Genomic DNA, 20,362 nt, shown 5'->3' on the forward strand with positions numbered 1-20,362 from the left:
CTTCATGTTTTTGGTTTAATTTGTTGATAATTTATTTTTTTACAAGGGTGGTTAACCCCTGAGGCGTATTATTTTACGGTTATCACCTTACCGTTTATATAAAATTTAATATTTCCTGTTTCTTCGAGCATTTTAAGTACAACTGAAATCTGATCGAAACGGGAGACCGAACCTGAAAAAGATGGTAAATTATCGAGCCTGTTTTCCAACACAAAATCTACTCCATACCATCTTGATAGCTTGCGCAGAATACTTTTCAATCCTTCATCTTTAAAGCGGAATTCTCCGTTTTTCCAGTCAATCGCTGTTGAAGCATCAACCTGTTTCACATCGAAATTATTTCCGGTTAAAATTGCCTGCTCATTTGGAGCTATAATTTTTTCAGTATCAGCGTTCCTTAACTTTACTGAACCTTCTAAAAGCGTAGTTTTAATTACGGGTTCGTTGCTATAACTGTTGATATTAAAATGCGTTCCTAAAACTTCTACTTCCTGCGAACCGCTGTTTACGAGAAATGCATGTACTTTATCCTTTGCAACCTCAAAATAGGCCTCACCATTAAGTTCTACATTACGTTTTAAACCGTCGAAACGATTGGGAAATTTCAGTTTGCTTCCTGCGTTTAACCAAACTTTTGTGCCGTCAGGCAGGTTTACCTGATATTGTCCACCCAAAGGAGTTTCAATAGTACTGTAGCTTACCGCACTTTTTCGGTCCGCACCCTTCAATACCGAAAATACCAATAAACCATTGGCCGCTTTCTGAATACTTATTCCATCCAACTTTGCAAGTTCACCTGTATTGCTATTATCAAGATTAATTTTCCTGCCATCGGCCAAGGTTAAGATGGCCTTATTACTACCTGGCTGAACATCATTTGCGTATCTTTTATCGACAGATTCATTTCTGGTTTTGAAGAAATATAATCCTCCAAGAAGCAAAACAACAATAGCCGCAGCTACCGTAGAAATAAACCAAAGCTTTTGGAATTTGGGTTTGCCTTTAGTTTCGGGCACCAAAACAACCGAATCATAACCCAAAACCTGGCGATCAATTTTTTGCTTTATTTTTTTTCCAAAAAGTTCTTTTTCAGTTTCTGACCTGTTCCAGTAATTTGACAGTAACTGTTCTTCTATAAAAGAATCGACTACATGTTGTTCTCCAGGACTTGCACTCTCATCCAGATATTTCTTTAATAATGCTTTAGCTTGATCGGTTTTCATAGATATATAAAACGTTTTGAATGCGTGTTATATTTAGATATTCCAAAAAAGATGTTTTGGTGGTAGATTTATTTTAAAAAAAATTAAAATAAAATTATTTCATCTTAAAAAATGAAATAATATGGCGCTCATCGTAATCGAAAGCTTGCCTTTTAGAGATTCTGAGATAATTTTAAGGGAATTACTGATCTGTTTTTTAACCGTTCCTTCCGAAATACCCAGCTTTTCTGATATTTCACGATAAGATAATTGCTCATCTCTACTAAGAAGATAAATTTGCTGCATTTTCTTTGGAAGCTTTGCCACTCCTTTGTCTATTTGCTCCTGTAATTCTCTAAAAGAAATGTTTTCTTCAATATCCTGACTTTTATCCGAAATAAATTCGGCCAGTTTTTCTACAAAATCGGTTACATTTATATTCCTTTCAATATATCGCAATGACAAATTCCTAGTACTTTTAATCAGGTAGGCAGCGAGACTGCCTTTAATTACTAAGTCTTCTTTTCTGCGCCAGAGCGAAATAAAAATCTCCTGAACAATATCAGCTGATTCATCTTCAGATTTTGTTAATCTGATGGAGTATGATGCCATCTTTTCCCAATAACGATTGTAAATTTCAGAAAAAGCAGATTCATCGCCCTTTTTCAGTAAAAGCAGCAGCTCATTATCCGATAAATGTAAAAGGGAAGCCATAGATTTCTAAGAACACGAATATAAGCACAAAATAAATTTAAAAGGCTAAGATAATGGAATAGCTGCCTCAGTTGACTTTGTTACATAACACTTGAATGCTTACGTCAAACCCATTTTAAAGTTGTTGACAATAAGCACAAACAAATGGCAACTAATCAGGAATAATTAGTGACTTCGATGGGTTCCCCAGGTATGGGGTATTCATGTTACAAAATGGTGAGGCCAGGGAACAGGATGGTTATAAATATCAAGACATAAAAGCACTCTTAAAACGACCCTTTTTTGGTTGAAAATTTTTATCTTCGTGATAGTTTGAAAGGTCTTTAAGTGTTCATCCGTATCCTAAGGTAGATAAACAAATTCATGATGAAATACTGTTTGTTAACGATATTCGCCATAGCCACCCAATTCAATTTCTCTTCTGCACAAACGGTGTCTGATCCGTTAAAGGTATCATTCGTTACAAAAGACATTACTAACTTTTGGAATGCTTTCGATAAAATCGATGCTGATCCACATACTAATCCATTTGAGGAGGGCTATCTAAAGCCCGGGTCCGCTGGTATACAAGCATTTATAAAAGGCAGAATAGAAAATGCGGGTTACTTACTTAATACAATTACGGAAAAGAGGGATGAATATATAAAAGTCAGAGCAAATACCTTAAAAATTCTCGATAATGAAAAGCAATGCCGGTCATCATTTATGGCACTGAAATATCTTTACCCTAAAGCAGTTTTCCCGAATGTATATTTTGTGATAGGGAGATTTAATTCTGGAGGGCACTCCAGCCCAAAAGGATTGATCATTGGAGCCGAAATGACTCAATCATCAGCAGTACCATATATGGTTGCTCATGAACTTATTCACTATCAACAAGATAGCATACCAAAGAAAAACCTCAATTTACTTGCGGCCTGCATTAATGAGGGCAGCGCTGATTTTATAGGAGAACTCATTTCTGGAGGCGGTCCAAATAGACAAACTCACCTCTACGGCAATGCAAATGAAGCGAAATTATGGGCGGAATTTAAAGAAATTATGGATGACCGTGAAGATAGCCATGACTGGATGTATGTTTACAAGCCTAAAAATGGGTACCCAGCTGATTTAGGATATTGGATGGGGTATAAGATTACGGAAGCCTATTATAGAAAGGCTATGGATAAGAAGAAAGCAATTTCAGAAATTCTTCATATCAGAAATTTTGAAAAATTTCTAAATGATAGTGGATATGCTTCAAAGTTTAAATAACTTATAGAGTCGCCATTGCAAAAACTAAAGTTAAATCCCCCGTCTATCTCATAAAAATAAAGAAAATCTAACCTGTAGCATACTATAAATGACTTTTTACAACCCAATCAGGGGATCGTTTTTTGACCGCTCTCTGCCGCGGAGGCATGGTAGTTTTTCGCAGTCAACGTTGTTTTTAGCTGTGCTCAAGAATGCTGGCGCATTTTGGAGCGCCAAAGTACCCAAGCGCTTTGTCAATCTAACCACGTGGCTTCTCACCGCCCAACACTCATCAAAAAAACAGCGGCACTTTGTTTAATCAGGTATTGTTTGTGTTTTTCTTCGGCCTGATTGAGCCCTTCGGGGTTTGTGTTCAATATTCTTAAAACCCTTAATGCAGCGCTTATGAACACAAAACCACTGCGTTTTAGGCTTGGTAATACTACTTGTTCTTTTCTACATCTGTTTTTTTGATTCTTCTGCCACTTGGGATGACTCTGTTCTTCGGTAAAGCCTGTGTTCTTTTTAAAGCAGGCTAGCATGATGCCTAAACCATTCTTAAAAAAGATGTGTCCACACCATAGGAATGAGTCGGGACGAGTAGTCGAAGACCTTTTAATAACCGAAAACAAAAAAACATCTGTCCTTGTGTATGCTCTGAATGACAATGTTTTTTTGTTTTCTCCTTAACTTAATAACATTGGGGTACGCTTCACCCGGGGCTAGCTAGCAAACAGTCTTTCACTTTTAGGCTTTACAAGGTGCACTTACGCTCTTCGTAAACCTGATGGCAGCGACAGCCCCGAAGAATGAGGGCTATAGCGGACAGCAGGGCTGCAATCTCCAATGAAAAGCTGCCTTTTCATTTCCAGTCAATAAAATAAATAATATCACCATTTACCAGCTAATTTTCTTTCCATAGCGCAAAGCCTGCATAAGAAACCGTTCCTTCTTTTTGTTTTTTGCGATATAAAAAGAATTAAGGCCGGCTTCGCATCGGCTAGCGCAATGTTTTAAATGATGCGCGGAGTTCTTCGACAAAAACCTTTGGTTGTTCCCAGGCAGCAAAGTGGCCTCCCTTTTCGAGTTTATTGTAGTAGATAAGCTTTGGATAGGCTTTTTCGGCCCAGTTTTTTGGAGCCTGATAAAGTTCATCCGGAAAGGCACTTATCGCTACCGGGATAGCAATACCCTTTGGTGCAAAGAAGGCAAGCTTACTTTCCCAGTAAAGACGGGCCGAAGACACAGCTGTTCCTGTTAACCAATAGAGAGTGATATTTTCCAAAATATCGTTCTTAGTCAAACCTTCAGACTGACCGTTGAAAATGCGCGTGATGAGTGCCAGGCTTGCTGCATCGTGGTCAAGCATCCATGCGGCAAGGCCAACAGGTGAATCCTGGATACCATATAAGGTTTGTGGCCTGTTTGCCATTTCACTGGCATAACCCAATCCATGTTTATAAAAAAAGTCGAGCTGATTATAGGCATATTTTTCATCGGCAGAAAGATTGGATGAGGCTGGATCATTGAACTGGAGCGCTTTAGCTACATCGGCAGGAACTGAAGCGGGCATATTGGTATGAATACCGATCAGCTCTGCCGGAGCCTGTAGCGCCATCTGTTCGGTAACTGCATTGCCCCAATCGCCGCCCTGTGCTACAAACTGTTTATATCCCAAACGTTTCATCAATATGGTCCATGCCCGTGCAATATGCTGAGGATCCCAGCCAGTAGTAATTGGCTTACCTGAAAAACCATATCCTGGCAGTGAGGGAATAACGACATCAAAAGCATCTTCTGCTTTTCCACCAAACGTTGTTGGATCTGTAAGGGGAGCGATGATTTTCAACTGTTCGATAATAGAACCAGGCCAGCCATGTGTAATAATAACCGGTAGCGCATTTTTGTGTTTAGAACGGACGTGGATGAAATGGATATCCAGTCCGTCAATATTGGTGATAAACTGCGGATAGGAGTTCAATTTCGCTTCGGTTTTACGCCAATCGTAATTTTTAGACCAATAACGTGCAAGCTCCTGAATAGTCGCTAACTGCACGCCTTGCGTTTCATCTTTTACTGTTTCACGCTCCGGCCATTCCGTTGCCAAAATACGGCGTTTAAGATCAGTGAGTTTTTTTTCCGGGATGTTGACATGAAAGGGACGGATTGCATCAGATGCCGGAACGGTTTGTGCAAAACCAGCAGTCGACAACAGTACCAATGCACCAGTGGCCATTTTACTGAATGTGTTTTTGTACGTTTTCATTTTTTATATATTTAAATTCCTTGGATTTGTATAACGAAGGTATTCTACTACCCCATCAGAGACAATAAAGAAGCATCTTAAATAGCCAAATTTGAGCGTGAATCGGACATTTTCAGACTTGAATTTTATGTTTCCGGAAGGATACAAGGGCCAGTATCATTTCTTTAAACTGATAACAGCAACATACCGGCTGACTGTAATTTTAGAATGGCATAGGGAGAAATTTAACGCTATCCGAATCGTAATGCCGTAATTGTAGGAACCTGTAGTATACCTGAATTTTGCATAAAAAATATATATAATGGAAAAGGAATTTAACTTCAATAATGAACTATCGGGAAAGATTGCCCTGGTAACGGGTGGTACTAAAGGCACTGGAAAAGCAATTGCCATAAGGCTACTGGCAGCCGGGGCAGAGGTCATCATCACCGCAAGGAACAAGCCTGAAGCGCCCAATGAAAAGTTATATTTTATTTCGGCAGACCTAAGCAAGCCAGATGGAACAGCTAAAGTAGTAACAGCGGTATTATCAAAATTTGGCAGACTCGATATCCTGATCAATAGCCTTGGTGGTTCTGAAACTCCTGCGGGTGGTTTTGCTAATTTGACCGATGAACACTGGGAAGAAACATTGCAGACCAATCTTTTAGCGCCAGTAAGGTTGGACAGGGCTTTTTTACCACAAATGATTAAACAAAAAACTGGTGTAATTATCCACATCGCCTCTATTCAAGGGAAACTGCCTTTATATGAGAGTACGCTACCCTATGCGGCGGCAAAGGCCGGACTGATTAATTACAGCAAAGGACTTTCTAACGAAGTTGCTCCAAAAGGAATTCGGGTTTTAACGGTTTCTCCGGGCTGGATTATGACTGACGGCGCAAAGAGAATGATGGAACGCATATCGCAGCGCGAAGCAATAACAATAGAACAGGCTACACAAAGTGTGATGAATGCACTTGGCGGCATTCCATACGGCCGGCCTGCTATGCCACAAGAGGTGGCAGAAATGGTTGGTTTTCTTGTTTCACCAAGGGCAAGTTATATTACCGGAACCGAATTTGTAATTGACGGAGGTACCATGCCCACCGTTTAAAAATTACGACAATACCAGCCTGGGTTGTATTTGGGGTCAGCTTAATATGCTAACCGAAATCGACCTGGGCAATAATTTAGTTTAATGCTCACTCAGAAAAGATCAGGCCAACTGCGGATATCCTTTCAGAATAACACGCTTCAAACTATCCTGATACTCATCTCCCCAATTTCCTATAGCGGCGATCACCGGTATCAAGGTTTTGCCGAATGCAGTAAGTGAATACTCTACCTTTGGTGGCATTACCGGATAGATTGTTCTGATCACCAATTCATGTTCTTCCAATTCCTTTAGCTGAATATTGATTACCCTACGGCTTGCATCAGGTATCTTACGTTGCAGCTCGCTCGGACGCAGGTAACCCTCGTTGATAAACCACAACAACCGTATTTTCCATTTGCCATAAAGCACTTCTCCAACTAAATCGAGGCCACAGTTTAAATTGGGAAAAGTTTTTTTCTCGTACATCTAACAAAGATACATGTAGGCCATTAATGAAACAATACGGATAAATTTTTCCCTATCCGAATCGTAACCCCCTACTTGTGCATCACGCTAGTACCACCGAAATTTGTACAACAATAAGTTAATCTAAAAATAATATCATGAACTTACCAAAAGTAATAACAGACCTGGTTGAAGCACAGAACAGCCATGATGCAATAACCTATTCATCGCTTTTTGCTGAAAACGCCGAAGTATTTGACGAGGGAAAGAACCATACAGGAAGAGCAGCCATTCAAAAATGGATTGAAGATTCGAACCAGGCGTATCAAACTACTTTAAAACCGATTAGTTATAAGGAAGGTGAAAAGGGCTCGGTATTTACAGCTGAGATCTCGGGAACATTTCCAGGTAGTCCGGCTATACTTAACTTTAACCTGGTTCTGGAGCATGGCTTAATCCATTCGCTTAAGATCACTGGTTAACACCAAAGATTCAAAACGTAACCATCTGTAGCGATGCCGCAATATTGGTTCTACAGATCTTGCAGCATTGCTATTTGCTTATTGAAATCTTTTTGGCTAGCTACCTCTATCAGCGCTCCCGAAAATCACTAGGTGTACAGCTATACCTTTCACGAAAGCTTTTGGTAAAATTGGCCAAATCATTGTAACCACAATTAAAAGCAATGTCTTTAATTCTTTCGTCTGAAATTAACAGCAGTTCGGCAGCTTTTTCGAGCCTTTTGGTTTTGATATAATTGGCTGGTGTATCGTTGTAATGTCTGGCAAATTCGCGTTTAAAAGACGATAAGCTCAAATTATTAAGCTGTGCCAGGGCTTCGATACTGAGTTGGGCAAACAGGTTGGCCTCAATAATCTGCTTAAAGGTATAGGTCGTAGGCGAAAAAAGCTGCGCAAATATGATTTGTATGGCTTGGGCATTAGCGGTTTGAGCCAGCAGCAGAATAATTTCTTTTAACTTTAAAACCAGTATATCTTCATTAACCAGTGCCGGATGCTGAAAATAAAAACAGCAAGCCCTCGATATATTTTTCGATTAGAAAATTGCTGTTTAAAACTTCAGCACTTTTGTTCGAAACCAGCTGATCGGGTGCCTGAAGAATAACAGGCATCTCTCGATCGTAGATCCGCTTTAAAATATCGGGATGAAAATTAATAACCATAATTTCGTTAATAGCCCCCCTATTTAAGTTACTGATGGTTTTGCTGGCTTGTATACAATTTAAAAACAAAGCATGTTTATGCGGTATATTTACCCGGTCTTCGTCGCGGTGATACTGCATTTCACCCTGTAACATGTACAAAAAGCAGGCATTATCGGTAATGGGAAAATCGAAGGTAAACGGTGCCTTTATCCTGATGTTTTGGATAATGGCTTTACCAAACAAATCGTATTTTTTATGGTCAATGATCATATTAAAAATCTTCAGTTATAAAAATAGAAAAACTAATGCATGGTTTGGGCTTTTCTGCGTCCATGCATGAGCTTATCCTGTATAGCATATCCTTTATCTGAAAATCACAAGCTTTGGTTTACGGTATTTTAACCGCATTGCGTTGTTTAATGTACTGGTAGATGGCACCAGCAATAAACGCGATTAAGAGCACCAGCAACGTTTGAGCAATGATAGGATCGGTAGGATTTTTGGCCAGTGGATGCCCCAGTGGAACCCGGGTAAAGGTTTCGTTCACGGTGGGAATGAGCGACAGAAAAAAGCTGAAAGAAAGCAATAAATTCTCTATATAACGGGCCTTATTATTGGCATTTCGCTTTATCGACAGCCAAAAAGCCACCAACACTAAAATTAAAATAAATACCGAAAAAATATGCCCTGGATTAAAGCCTCCATGTTTGGAGATTCCTAATGCAGTTAAAGCCGTAACAGTAGTCGTATAAAAGTATATTTTACCGCTTAGATGCGTTAAATTAATTTTGCCAAAGCGTACAAATGAAATGATTGCCGCTGCAATGGCTACGATACCAATTATGGTATGAAAAATTCCTAAACCTGATAGTCCCATAGTCTTTGTTGTTGAGTATGTAATTGTTGTTTACAAAAGTGGCTATAGTAAGGTTAAGGGGTTTGGTTTATTCGTTCAATTAATTGGTAATCTCGTTCAAGAATGACTGGGTGTGTTGTTGCCAGACTACCACGCTGTCTGTAGAGACGCTTGGTTATTAACCAATTCGTAGAAGTCCAACCATTCTAGCGCAAATCTTAGCGCCGCGATTTTTTACCTCTCATATACTACTTCTACTCTTTATCAGTCACGCAATATAACCAGACACATATTGGGATTGGTAGGCTGAAACAGAGCAATAGTGTAAAACTACCTTTATCAAATACCGGGCTGTGATCTGACTTGGCAATGAGGTAAAATGTAATGAAACAAGCAGCAATAGATAAAAAACTAACTAACGCCTTAAACAGGACTGTGTTAATATTGATACTCCTTTTTATTGCATCTCTCATCTTTTTTTGTTGGTGGAGAGATCAAGATCGGCCAGTAATTTATAACATTGCGTTTCTTTGATGTAGTCATTTAATGTCCTGGCAAGTTCAGCTCGTATAATCAGGGCTTCTGCTTTTTGGCCTTCCTCAACCTCACTCAGGTGTTTTTTAAGGGCATTATCGAGTGTTTTGGCAGCAGCCGGGTAATCTTCTTTAAAATCTCTTAACCTTACAGCAAGTGCAATGGACTTGCCGAGCCCGGTTAGGCCCTTTTGATCTGCGATTTCATAATCGGCTTTATCTTTATCTCCACGCTGTATGAGTATTACAGGATTACCGGAAGGGTCGGTTACCGTGAAGCGTGTTCCCATAGGTTTCATTCTTGAAATCCTTGGTAAACCTGATGAAGGGACCCTTCCGAGTTTACGCTTAAGGCTGCCGGAAAGTTCCTGGTAAATATTTTGAATATCATTAACGATGATCAGACAACCGTTACCTGGTGTTGAAATATCCATACTTTTGTTATGATATAGATGCAGGTTGCATCCATTTCTTTCCATAACCGCATATTTGTATGGCCGGTCCTGTCTATAGGTGATTTTAAAACCCAGTGTTTCCCAAAAAGCAAGTGTTGCATCTATGGCAACGTATTTCAATACGGGTATGCTCATCCATTCTCTGTCTTTCATAACTTTTATTTAAAGTGTCAAAAGTATAAGTACAAAATGACTCCGTTGCTTTACATACTTTTTTTACAGTAAAGGATAAGCTACCGGTCTTTTAAAAATAATTGGATAAATTTGATCATGCAGGATTTTATACACGATAAAAAACTTTATTACAGCCCGGTTGAATTTGCCTTTTCCCATATCAGTGGCACATGGAAAATACCCATCCTGCTTAGCCTGGAGGGAGGTCCGGTAAGATACGGCGACTTGAAGAGCAGGATCCCACACATAACAGATAAGATGCTGCATACGCAGTTGAGGGAATTGGAAAGTAAACGAATGATCAGCCGGAAAGTTTTCAGGGAGAAGCCTCCAAGGGTTGAATATGCATTGATGCAACGTGCCCTGGACGCTTTCCCTACAATAGAGGCATTGAAAAAATATGGTGAACTCTTAATTACGCTGGAAGCAGATAATATTGAAAAAAGCACTATTTAATTTTGGCTGGATAGGGCATCGTTGTAGTACAAATAACCACTAAGCCATAACGGTGGACGAGGCCAGTTTCCTGTAGTAAGTTCTACATTGGTAAAATTGATGGTCACCTGTTGATTGATGAGAAAATCAGGCACCAAAAGGCGCAGCGTCACTGTACTGGTTTTTTTGGCCTGATTTAATGTTCCTCACCTTCTTCTTCGGCATTCTTTACCTTATGCTTTAAAACCCTCATTAGCTAAGCAGTTAGTTTGACCTTTTTTCCTGTTTTTACAGCCTCGTAGATGGCATCAATAATTTTAAGATCTTTCAAGCCTTCCTCGCCGTTTACAGGAACGACTGGCTTCTTATCTTCAAAAATAATAGTTGCCATTTCATCCATCTGTACGGTTTGGTGAGTAGTGATGGGCTGTGTGAGTTCTCCTTTATGTGTTCTACCCTTAATCGGACCATAACCAGTAGAAGGTTGCATTTCTGCAAATCCTTTGTCGCCGCTCATAAAAAATCTATCCAGGTGATTGATGTTATAACTAGACAAGCAGGAGGCTACCGCACCGCCCGGGAAACCTAATTGAAATTGTATGGTTTCATCTACACCTTCTTTAAACTTTACCGGGTCGGTCTTGGTTTCCTGAGCCGTCACCCAAATCGGCTCTTCGCCCACCATATACCTTGCCCCGTTAATTGCATAGATTCCGATATCCATCATTGATCCCCCACCTGCAAGCGCTTTGTTTAATCGCCATTGCAAAGGATCGCCTGCTTTAAAACCACATTGTCCCTGGAAAAACATGATCTTACCGAAGTCGCCCGCATTTCTCATTCGGATCACCTCGAGTGTACGGGGTTCAAAATGTAACCTATAGCCAACCAGTAACTTTACATTTGCTTTTTTGCAAGCATCAACCATCTCTTGTCCCTCTTTGGCATTCAATGCCATCGGTTTCTCACATATGGCATGTTTTCCTGCTTTTGCTACCCGGATAACCTGACTACGGTGCAGTGCATTTGGAGTAATCACATAAATCGCATCTATATCCGGATTATTTTTTACCTGATCGAAGTTGTCATAGTTATAACAATTCTTTTCCGGGATGTTATACTTCGTTTGCCATTCTTTAATTTTTGAAGGCGTGCCACTAATTACCCCTACCAGCTTCGCCTTGGTACAGGCCTTCATAGCTTCTGCTACACGGGTGCCATATCCACCTAAACCCATAATGGCTACTCTGAGTACCCTACCCTCGTAAGGCTGTTCGATTGGATCAGGAGCGTTTGCAAATGCCAATATTGAACCTAATTGCAGCATCAATGCTGATGCGCCCATTTTTTGTAAAAAATCTCTTCTGGTATTCATTTTCATCCTGTAGCTATGTACCCTATTCAGCAAAACATTAAGCAATATATGCGATCACCCTTTTTTTGCTACTTAATTAACTGATTTACTTCATGATACACAACACCAATCGGTTCCATTTAGTTTTCACGATATGATTTGCAGCTTGGTCTGAACTACAAAATAATTGCATGATCATCTCAAAAATCTCCCGATTCCTTTTTGTAATGATGCCTTTAGGGCAGTATTTCATGAGCGGAAAAAGCCCACAGAAGTTTATCTTGAAGTCGGATTCGAAGATCTTTCGAATTTCCTTATTTTTAGAAAAATATGAAATGAATTACTTGACTTATTGACAGCAAACAACGTGTATAGACTGGAAAGTTCTTCGACAAATTAAGGCGAAACGCTACCATGGATTTTGCATCAGGCGGATAAAAGTATAAATTCACAATAATTGCAGGCCCACAATACAGTAATATGAACGGAATAAAAAAACATAGGGGACTTAGACGTTATTATAAAAATCTTAAGATAAAAAACAGCAACTGGTCAGGATTGAACTTCGATACCCCTGAACAGGCTTGGTTTGACTTATGGCACACACATTTTGACTGGCGCGGTTATGGTAATAAAAGTTTTAAAAAACGTAAACCTCATCTTGACAAACTATTTAGACATTTTGATCTACTCGCAGAAAAAGCGAAGTCTTTACAGACTGATTATCAAATATGGGCAACGTTGATCGACTTTAACAGTTATAACGATGCCTTATTTCTACACACACCAAATCCGAATCATAGAAACTTTCCCTGGACAATAAAAGATCTTTCCAAAACAACCACTTTAACAAACAAGGAATTAAGTCATTATATTGATGATCTGGTAGATTATGAAAAACTATATGGACAAGCAGATGAGGCCTTCTGTGTACTTTTTAAAAAAAGTCTTGGCATCCCTGTGGTACAAGTAGCTGCTAAACCATAACTGTGGATGAGGCCAGTTTCCTTAAAGGTTTTTAATGGTCTCATCGGTTTCCTGTAGCAAGTTCTATAATGGTAAAGCGATGGTCACCTGTTGATTGATGAGAAAATCAAGCACCAAAAGACGCACCGCTACTATACTGGCATTTTTGGCTTGATTTAATGTTCCTCACCTTCTTCTTCGGCATTCTTTACCTTGCTCAACAGATCATAAGCGCCCTTTACCACCACCTTTACATCATTGATCGGCCCGGTAAAAGAAACCTGGGTATAACCGTTCTCAGCAACACCTGTTTTCACTTCCATCATCCGGTATCGGTAAGTGTTACTGCCCTTAGCAGCCGGTTGATCAATAAATACGAATTTTTTGCCTTCAAATTCAACAATAGCTACATCCGGTAATGCTTCTACCTTGTTCATGCCGCTTTCTACATAAGCCTTAAGGTACATACCCGGAAGCAGTTGTGTATCCTCCTTGTCCAGGTGGCAGTGAATTTGCACGGTACGCTCTTTACTAATTTCCCTGCCGATGAGGTAAACTGTAGCCATGCGTTCTTTCTCCTCATTGGCCAGTACAAAACGGACTTTTTGCCCCAGTTTAAGCTTGGGAACGTCCTTTTCAAATACTGTAAGCTCGGCATGCAGGTGTTCGGTATCGGCGATTTTGAAGAGTACATCGGTTGTGCTGGCAAAGGCGCCAATATTGGTGTTCACCTGCGTAACATAACCTGCCATTGGTGTATAGAGGTTAAAAGTCTTCTGTATCTGTCCTTTTTCCAGTGTCGAAAAACTGACATTCATAATGGAAAGTTTTGAACGTTGTCCCAGCAATCTGGCACTCACACTCTGGTATTCACTCCTTGCTTTCTGTAATGCTTTTTTGGAATTTACGTTTTCCTTTGCCAATTCTTCCTGGCGGTCGAGCTCCTGCTTTAAAAACTGCAGCTGGCTTTTATAATCCAGGTAGTCTTGTTGCATCTGAATGAATTCCGGATTTTGCATTACCGCCACCAGGGCTCCCTTAGCTACCCGCTTTCCCTGCAGCATACTGGTGCTTTTTACAATCCCTTCCAGCGGTGTAGAAATAGACACCAGACTTTGCGGGGGAAGATCAAGTACGCCGTTTACTTTTGTTGTTCCGCTTAATTCCTTCAATTCAATATCACCCAGGGTAATTTCCGAAAGCTTGTATTGCTCTGGGGTGAGGGTTACGATATCGCTTTTTTCGTGAACTGCCTCTTTTTCGGGCTCCTTTTCTGCATTGGGGCTGCTACAGCCAGCTAAATAAAACGGAAAAGACACCAGGATAAAATATTTATATATGGATCTCATGAGATTTATGCTTAAAATGATTTGTTATTACCGGTTAAAAATTCAATCTGGTTGATACTCTGGCTTAACTGAAGCAGCGCCACCAGCCGCGATTCGTAAATACCATTTGCCTGTTTAAGGCTCAACAGGTATTCCGAATAGCCTATTTCTCCGTTTTGATAGGCAATTCGGCTGTTTTTTAATATCAGTGCCGCATTGGCCAGGGCCAACGTCAGAAAATAGTCGTAACGTTTCCTGTTTTTCATATATTCTCCCAGGGCCTGCTGATACTGGCCTGTTAGTTTTCGCTGCTGGAGCTCCAGGTCGTTCGAGGCAATATCCCTGTTAATTGATGCAGCTTTTGCCTTTGCAGCATAAGATTTGTAAAATAGCGGAACAGAAAGTCCAACCTGGAAGCCCTGGAAACGTTTAGCGCGATTAAAGAAAACATCACTCCCATTAACGTTTTGAAAACCGGTTAGCGACTGGTTGAAATAGCCAAGGGTAAAATCGGGAAGTGCTTTAGCAAGCTCTACCTTGCGCTGTTTTTCGGCGATCACAATTTGTTGCCTGAAATAAGCAATGGCTGGATTTTCATTCAAAAGTGCTGTATCTCCAACCGAAATCTCGGGCGTTTCCCTTAAAAACTTGTCAGCGATTACAGGTAGCCCGCTCCTGCCCAGAAGCGTAGCAAGCTGCGCTTTATAAATTTCTATATCAGATCTGTTTTGATCGAGCAGGTTCTGTACATCCTTGAGCTGTGTCTCAGCAGTTACCTTTTCAAGCAGGTTGCCTTCGCCTGTTTTGTACTTTAACGAAGCCGATTTTACGAACCCCTTGTAAATGCTGTCTTGTTCGAGCAGCAGTTTTTCTTTCGAATACAGGTACTGAAGATTCGTATAAACAGTTTTAACCTGGAAAATGAGTTCATTTTTGCTCGAAGCAACCTGAAGCTGGCCTGCTTTGATACGTTCATCGCCCAATGCCGCATTTGCAGCGAAAAGTGTTGGGAAAGGAATGCTTTGCGAAACGGTAAAGTTGTTGTCGTTTTTAACCAGGCTGTTGTACTGCCCGTAAAGCATAGATACTTCGGTTTTGGGCATTTCAAAGGCGCTTTTCCGCAGCGCCCGCTGCAATCCTACACCAAGGCTCGCCCCGCTGATCGACCTGTTGTTTTGCAATGCCGAAGATACCGCCTGTTCAAGGGTTAATGGCGTCTGGGCCTTAGCTGGCTGCAATCCAAACAAAGTAATAGACATAACGATTATTCCCGCTACGGGCGCAACGCGTACTTTTTTGCGTCCCATTTTTTCTACCCAGATATAAAGCACCGGAAGTACCAAAAGGGTGAGCAGTGTTGCAGAGATCAGTCCGCCGATGACAACGGTTGCCAGAGGGCGCTGCACTTCAGCCCCGCTTCCGCCCGAGATAGCCATTGGCAGAAATCCCAGAGAGGCCACAAGCGCCGTCATAATCACCGGGCGAAGTCTGACCGAAGTTCCTGTCTTAATTATTTCCTGAATATCTTTCATTCCTTCTTTTTTTAACCTGTTAAATTCACTGATCAGTACAATACCATTTAGTACCGCTACACCAAAAAGTGCAATAAAGCCTATGCCTGCAGAGATGCTAAATGGCATGCCCCTTGCCCATAAGGCGAATACGCCACCAATGGCCGACAATGGAATTGCGGTAAAAATTAAAAGCGCATGTTTAATGGATGAAAAGGTGAGGTAAAGCAACAGTAAAATGAGCAATAAGGCCAGTGGCACGGCAATACCCAATCTTTTATTGGCTGCCTGCAGGTTCTCAAAAGTTCCGCCAAAGGTTGGGTAATATCCTGGCGAAAATTTAACCTCCGCATCAATTTTCTGCTGGATTTCCTTCACGATACTTTCCACATCCCTTCCCCTCACATTAAAGCCAACGGTAATCCGCCGCTTTGCATCATCGCGCTGGATTTGGTTCGGACCTTCCTTGTACTCGATATCGGCAAGCTGTTCAAGCGGGATCTGGTTGCCATTGGGTGCAGTTACAAACAAGTTCTTCACATCTTCCAGCGACTGCCTGTTCTCTTTTTCCAGGCGAACAACCATATCAAATCGTTTTTCTCCTTCAAATACAAGGCCTGCAACCTCTCCGGCAAATCCCGAGCGGATAGCGGTATTCACATCCTCAATATTCAATCCGAACTGCGCGATCTTTTCCCGATGAAATTTGATAATGACCTGCGGAAGTCCTGAGGCCTGTTCCACATAAACATCCTGGGCACCATCGATTTTTCTGGCGATAGCACCGATCTTTGATGCATAAGTACTCAGTTTTGAAAAATCCTCTCCATAAACCTTGATGACAACATCCTGCCTTGCACCGGTCATGAGTTCATTAAAGCGCATCTGGATGGGCTGCTGAAACCCGAAGGTAACTCCAGGAATATACTGTTCCAGCTTGGCCTGCATCTTTCCCGCAAGCTCGTCTCTGGTCGAAGCATTTGTCCAGTCGCCCTTATCCTTTAGGATGATGATCAGGTCACAGGCTTCTACCGGCATAGGGTCTGTAGGAATCTCGCTAGAGCCGATCTTTCCAATAACTTCCTTAACTTCAGGGAAGTTGGCCTTTAATACCTTCGCAGCCCGTGTAGCCGCTTCAATAGTCTGTGAAAGACTGCTTCCGGTAAGCACCCTGGTTTCTACTGCAAAATCGCCCTCTTCTAGTGTTGGAATAAATTCAGCGCCCAGGTAATTGAAAATAATAAGGCAAATGGCAAATAATCCTATTGCGATGCCCACAACGGCTAGCCTTGCCCGAAGGGCAAAATTCAACATTGGGGTATAGACCCTTTGAAAAAAAGATATGATTTTGTCTGAGATATTTCTTTTGGTGCTGATGGTTTTGTTTAAAAACAGTGCACTCATCATCGGTACGTAAGTGAGCGACAGGATAAAAGCACCAAGGATAGCAAAAGCCACTGTTTGGGCCATTGGCCTGAACATCTTGCCTTCTATACCAACCAGAGCCAGAATCGGCAGGTAAACGATGAGAATAATGATCTCACCGAAGGCGGCGCTGTTCCGGATCTTGGAAGCAGATTCAAAAATCTCTGCATCCATCTCCTGCTGGCTTAACTTGTTTTTGTTTTTCCGGATCCCCAGATGATGAAGTGAAGCTTCTACAATGATTACCGCACCATCTACAACCAGTCCAAAATCAATGGCACCAAGGCTCATCAGGTTTCCGCTGACACCAAAAAGGTTCATCAGGCATACCGCAAAAAGCATCGCAAGTGGAATAACCGAGGCCACAATCAGTCCGGCACGGAAATTCCCCAAAAGCAGTACCAGCACAAAGATGACGATTAATGCGCCCTCTGCCAGGTTTTTGGTCACTGTACCAATAGCACTGTTTACCAGTTTGGTGCGGTCGAGAAATGGCTCGATAACCACTCCTTCTGGAAGGTTCTTCGCAATCTGATCCATCCGGGTTTTTACGTTTGCAATAACCTTGGAAGAATTGGCGCCCTTTAACATCATCACTACGGCCCCAACTACTTCACCCTGATCATTTCTGGTCATGGCACCGTACCTGGTGGCCGCACCGATCCTCACTTCGGCCACATTTCGGATTAGCACCGGAATGCTGTTTTCGTTGGTCCGAACCACAATGTTCTCAATATCCTCCATACTGTTGATGAGTCCCTCGCTCCTAATAAAATAAGCATTGGGCTTCTTATCGATATAAGAGCCGCCGGTGTTCTGGTTGTTTTTTTTCAAGTGCCTTAAAAATATCGCTAATGGATATATCCATACTCCTGAGCTTGTCGGGATTGAGCGCAATCTCGTACTGCTTCAGGTATCCCCCAAAACTGCTCACGTCTGCTATACCCTCTACACCCAGGAGCTGGCGGCGAACAATCCAATCCTGAATGGTACGGAGCTCGGTCGCATCATATTTCTTTTCGTATCCTTTTTTGGGATGGATCACGTATTGATAAATCTCTCCCAGTCCGGTGGTTAATGGCGCAATTTCGGGCGTACCGATCCCCTTCGGAATGGCCTTTTCCACCCCGGCAAGCCTTTCGCTTACCTGTTGGCGGGCCCAGTAAATCTCTACATTTTCCTTAAACACCACAGTTACAACAGAAAGCCCGAACCTGCTAAAGGAACGGATTTCCTCTATTCCGGGAATGGTGGCCATGGTTTGTTCGACCGGATAGGTTACAAAGCGCTCTATATCCTCCGCACCGTTGCTCGGCGAGGAGGTAATAATTTGCACCTGATTATTGGTAATATCGGGAAGGGCATCTATGGGCAACTGTTTAAGGGAGTATATACCCCAGGCAATCAGCGCCAGCATCATAATTCCCACCAGCAGTTTCTGCCTGATAGAGAACTGTATTATTCTGTTCAGCATCGTCGTTTAAATCAAAAATCAATAAATAGCAGAATACCATTGCACAGTATGGTGCAAAATTCTGCATGCAAAAAAGCATACTTTCATGGATAGAACCCTGAAATAAAAGAGTTTGATTAAACGAGTTTAGGTGGTTGCCAAATATCGAGTGGTTGTTTTTTCAATGCCGAACACTGGAAAACCGGATATGGTTTCCTGAATACCGGAACAATCAGGTCTGTTAATTTTTCGGATGGAAAGTGCTGACCGACCGAGCAGCAGGCACAGCTGCAGAATGGCGGACAGGATTCTCCATGCATATGCTCAGCTTTTGATTGATCGCTGTGCTCAGTGCTTTCAGTGTGGGACTTGGAAACCATATCTTCCTTGTCCTGGCAGGGCATGAGGCCCAGAAGGATCAGATAAAGAGAAAAAAGGAATACAAAGTTTTTCACTAAGGGCAAATGTAATGATTAAAGTTTTTAATTCATAAAGCCCCTTTTAATTCATGTTCTGTTTCGATCGTTAAAAAACCATCTGTCTATTTATTAATTGATAACCATTCCCCTCGAAAATTAATATCTTGTGGAACTAAATTAACAATCATGCTCTATCTGTATGGAAAGATTTGAAGAAATACTAACAAAATATAATTTTACCAAACGGACCAACAAACCAAAGACCACTTTTGAGGAATCTGAAAAAATAATAAACTTCAAACTTCCTAACGATTATAAAATTTTTGCTTTAATTATTCTGAACTTGAGGGTTTTATTGGGGAGCAATATGTTAGACTTTGGGACTTCGACGAAGTAATTGAAATGAATATCGACTATCAAATTTTCGAGCATTTACCGAACACATTAGCAATTGGGGGAAATGGTGGTGGAGAGTACATTGCAATAGAACAATTAAATGATAATAGTTTAAGAATTGTGTTATCTCCCTTCCTAATTGAGGAAGATGCCCATATTGAAATAGGAATTTCCTTTACCGATTTTTTAGAATGTTTAGAAAACCGAAAAGAGTGGTTTGAATAATTAAAACCACATATCACTAACAAACCGACCTAACGTTAGAAAGGAGAATTAGACTATAATGCCAATGATCATACTTACATTTAAAAATTGGGTTTTAACAGTTGATCATGAAAGCACGAAATCAACCTATGCTGCCGTTGAAAATGGTAGTGCGGAGGATTGTAATTGTAATGACTGCTTGAATTATATTCAGAACAGAGGCACGATATTCCCAGAACAGGTTAAACGTTTATTCAATCAACTTGGTGTAGATTACCACAAAGAAAGTGAGGTTTGGCGAATGTGTAAAGAAAATGACGGTACACACCGCTATAGTGTAATATTTCATTTTAAAGGAAGCTTTGAGGGCACTGATTGTTTAGTCTCACTTAATGACTCACAAGCAATTAAACTAAATCCTATAACAGATTCTTTTAAAATCGGTTTTATGAAGGGCGATGATCTAACCTACTTTAAAGACAAAAATGATTTGATTCAGATTGAAATTGAAATCATGGTGCCTTGGGTTATCGATAGAATGTTAGAAAGCGAGTGGTAGTTTCTTATCCAATGAAATGACTTTCAAAAGAAGCCTTGTTGTTATCCAAACACTCAGCTCCTTCAAGATTTAACAGTCCTAAAAAAATGTTCCTAATCGGCTTATCCATCAACCTCTTCACGCAGCCTTAATGTATTACGTATCATTATAGATGCAAAGTTATAGGGTAAA

The 20,362-nt window shown here is 41.0% G+C and carries 21 protein-coding genes; 7 read left to right on the top strand and 14 right to left on the bottom strand.

Annotated elements, in window-relative coordinates:
* Window positions 1-68: 68 nt before the first annotated feature.
* Window positions 69-1,223 carry a FecR family protein gene (locus QF042_RS23260; RefSeq protein WP_307532549.1) on the bottom strand — a complete coding sequence of 385 codons (1,155 nt, stop codon included), beginning with the start codon at window positions 1,221-1,223 and terminating at the stop codon, window positions 69-71.
* 99 nt (window positions 1,224-1,322) lie between these two features.
* Window positions 1,323-1,916: an RNA polymerase sigma factor gene (locus tag QF042_RS23265; protein ID WP_307532550.1), complete on the bottom strand. Its 594-nt coding sequence runs from the start codon at window positions 1,914-1,916 to the stop codon at window positions 1,323-1,325.
* A 363-nt stretch (window positions 1,917-2,279) separates the two neighbouring features.
* On the opposite strand from QF042_RS23265, the gene QF042_RS23270 reads away from it, so the two are divergent.
* Window positions 2,280-3,170, top strand: a complete 891-nt coding sequence (locus QF042_RS23270; protein ID WP_307532551.1) for a DUF2268 domain-containing putative Zn-dependent protease — start codon at window positions 2,280-2,282, stop codon at window positions 3,168-3,170.
* A 254-nt stretch (window positions 3,171-3,424) separates the two neighbouring features.
* On the opposite strand, the gene QF042_RS23275 is transcribed toward QF042_RS23270, so the two are convergent.
* Window positions 3,425-3,691 carry a hypothetical protein gene (locus QF042_RS23275; RefSeq protein WP_307532552.1) on the bottom strand — a complete coding sequence of 89 codons (267 nt, stop codon included), beginning with the start codon at window positions 3,689-3,691 and terminating at the stop codon, window positions 3,425-3,427.
* A 458-nt stretch (window positions 3,692-4,149) separates the two neighbouring features.
* Window positions 4,150-5,415, bottom strand: a complete 1,266-nt coding sequence (locus QF042_RS23280; protein WP_307532553.1) for an epoxide hydrolase family protein — start codon at window positions 5,413-5,415, stop codon at window positions 4,150-4,152.
* 301 nt (window positions 5,416-5,716) lie between these two features.
* Here QF042_RS23280 and QF042_RS23285 point away from each other — a divergent pair, with 301 nt between their 5' ends.
* On the top strand, window positions 5,717-6,511 hold the full coding sequence (locus QF042_RS23285; RefSeq protein WP_307532554.1) for an SDR family oxidoreductase: 795 nt from the start codon (window positions 5,717-5,719) through the stop codon (window positions 6,509-6,511).
* A gap of 102 nt (window positions 6,512-6,613) precedes the next feature.
* Here QF042_RS23285 and QF042_RS23290 read toward each other — a convergent pair whose 3' ends face one another.
* Entirely contained in the window at window positions 6,614-6,979 is a 366-nt protein-coding gene (locus tag QF042_RS23290; protein ID WP_307532555.1) for a helix-turn-helix domain-containing protein, read from the bottom strand.
* 137 nt (window positions 6,980-7,116) lie between these two features.
* On the opposite strand from QF042_RS23290, the gene QF042_RS23295 reads away from it, so the two are divergent.
* Window positions 7,117-7,440 carry a nuclear transport factor 2 family protein gene (locus QF042_RS23295; protein ID WP_307532556.1) on the top strand — a complete coding sequence of 108 codons (324 nt, stop codon included), beginning with the start codon at window positions 7,117-7,119 and terminating at the stop codon, window positions 7,438-7,440.
* A 109-nt stretch (window positions 7,441-7,549) separates the two neighbouring features.
* On the opposite strand, the gene QF042_RS23300 is transcribed toward QF042_RS23295, so the two are convergent.
* The 4 genes from QF042_RS23300 to QF042_RS23315 all read right to left on the bottom strand — a co-directional run bounded on the left by QF042_RS23300 (window position 7,550) and on the right by QF042_RS23315 (window position 10,120).
* Complete coding sequence (locus QF042_RS23300) at window positions 7,550-7,774, bottom strand: helix-turn-helix transcriptional regulator (RefSeq protein ID WP_307532557.1); 225 nt, start codon at window positions 7,772-7,774, stop codon at window positions 7,550-7,552.
* Window positions 7,775-7,958: 184 nt separating this feature from the next.
* Complete coding sequence (locus QF042_RS23305; protein WP_307532558.1) at window positions 7,959-8,393, bottom strand: hypothetical protein; 435 nt, start codon at window positions 8,391-8,393, stop codon at window positions 7,959-7,961.
* A 118-nt stretch (window positions 8,394-8,511) separates the two neighbouring features.
* The gene (locus QF042_RS23310; protein ID WP_307532559.1) at window positions 8,512-9,000 is read right to left on the bottom strand and encodes a hypothetical protein; all 489 of its coding nucleotides are present in this window, start codon (window positions 8,998-9,000) and stop codon (window positions 8,512-8,514) included.
* A gap of 448 nt (window positions 9,001-9,448) precedes the next feature.
* On the bottom strand, window positions 9,449-10,120 hold the full coding sequence (locus tag QF042_RS23315; protein WP_307532560.1) for a VOC family protein: 672 nt from the start codon (window positions 10,118-10,120) through the stop codon (window positions 9,449-9,451).
* A gap of 117 nt (window positions 10,121-10,237) precedes the next feature.
* Between QF042_RS23315 and QF042_RS23320 the strand changes: the two genes are divergently transcribed.
* Complete coding sequence (locus QF042_RS23320; protein ID WP_307532561.1) at window positions 10,238-10,597, top strand: helix-turn-helix domain-containing protein; 360 nt, start codon at window positions 10,238-10,240, stop codon at window positions 10,595-10,597.
* On the opposite strand, the gene QF042_RS23325 is transcribed toward QF042_RS23320, so the two are convergent.
* Both QF042_RS23325 and QF042_RS23330 read right to left on the bottom strand, forming a co-directional pair.
* Entirely contained in the window at window positions 10,594-10,749 is a 156-nt protein-coding gene (locus tag QF042_RS23325; RefSeq protein ID WP_307532562.1) for a hypothetical protein, read from the bottom strand. The genes QF042_RS23320 and QF042_RS23325 overlap by 4 nt on opposite strands.
* Window positions 10,750-10,832: 83 nt before the next feature.
* Complete coding sequence (locus QF042_RS23330; RefSeq protein ID WP_307532563.1) at window positions 10,833-11,951, bottom strand: Gfo/Idh/MocA family protein; 1,119 nt, start codon at window positions 11,949-11,951, stop codon at window positions 10,833-10,835.
* Between the two features lie 459 nt (window positions 11,952-12,410).
* Between QF042_RS23330 and QF042_RS23335 the strand changes: the two genes are divergently transcribed.
* Window positions 12,411-12,917, top strand: a complete 507-nt coding sequence (locus QF042_RS23335; RefSeq protein WP_307532564.1) for a hypothetical protein — start codon at window positions 12,411-12,413, stop codon at window positions 12,915-12,917.
* A 155-nt stretch (window positions 12,918-13,072) separates the two neighbouring features.
* On the opposite strand, the gene QF042_RS23340 is transcribed toward QF042_RS23335, so the two are convergent.
* Genes QF042_RS23340 through QF042_RS23350 form a run of 3 tightly spaced genes read right to left on the bottom strand, consistent with a single transcriptional unit; the run spans window position 13,073 to window position 18,634 of the window.
* Window positions 13,073-14,245: an efflux RND transporter periplasmic adaptor subunit gene (locus QF042_RS23340; protein ID WP_307532565.1), complete on the bottom strand. Its 1,173-nt coding sequence runs from the start codon at window positions 14,243-14,245 to the stop codon at window positions 13,073-13,075.
* An 11-nt stretch (window positions 14,246-14,256) separates the two neighbouring features.
* Entirely contained in the window at window positions 14,257-17,994 is a 3,738-nt protein-coding gene (locus QF042_RS23345) for a CusA/CzcA family heavy metal efflux RND transporter (protein ID WP_307532566.1), read from the bottom strand.
* Window positions 17,951-18,634 carry an efflux RND transporter permease subunit gene (locus QF042_RS23350; RefSeq protein WP_307532567.1) on the bottom strand — a complete coding sequence of 228 codons (684 nt, stop codon included), beginning with the start codon at window positions 18,632-18,634 and terminating at the stop codon, window positions 17,951-17,953. Before QF042_RS23350 ends, QF042_RS23345 begins: the two co-directional genes overlap by 44 nt.
* Before the next feature lie 800 nt (window positions 18,635-19,434).
* Between QF042_RS23350 and QF042_RS23355 the strand changes: the two genes are divergently transcribed.
* Together QF042_RS23355 and QF042_RS23360 are read left to right on the top strand one after the other, a co-directional pair.
* On the top strand, window positions 19,435-19,653 hold the full coding sequence (locus tag QF042_RS23355) for a hypothetical protein (protein WP_307532568.1): 219 nt from the start codon (window positions 19,435-19,437) through the stop codon (window positions 19,651-19,653).
* Between the two features lie 64 nt (window positions 19,654-19,717).
* Window positions 19,718-20,191: a hypothetical protein gene (locus QF042_RS23360; RefSeq protein WP_307532569.1), complete on the top strand. Its 474-nt coding sequence runs from the start codon at window positions 19,718-19,720 to the stop codon at window positions 20,189-20,191.
* Window positions 20,192-20,362 lie beyond the last annotated feature (171 nt).

It is taken from the genome of Pedobacter sp. W3I1 (assembly GCF_030816015.1).
In the GTDB taxonomy this organism is placed as follows: domain Bacteria; phylum Bacteroidota; class Bacteroidia; order Sphingobacteriales; family Sphingobacteriaceae; genus Pedobacter.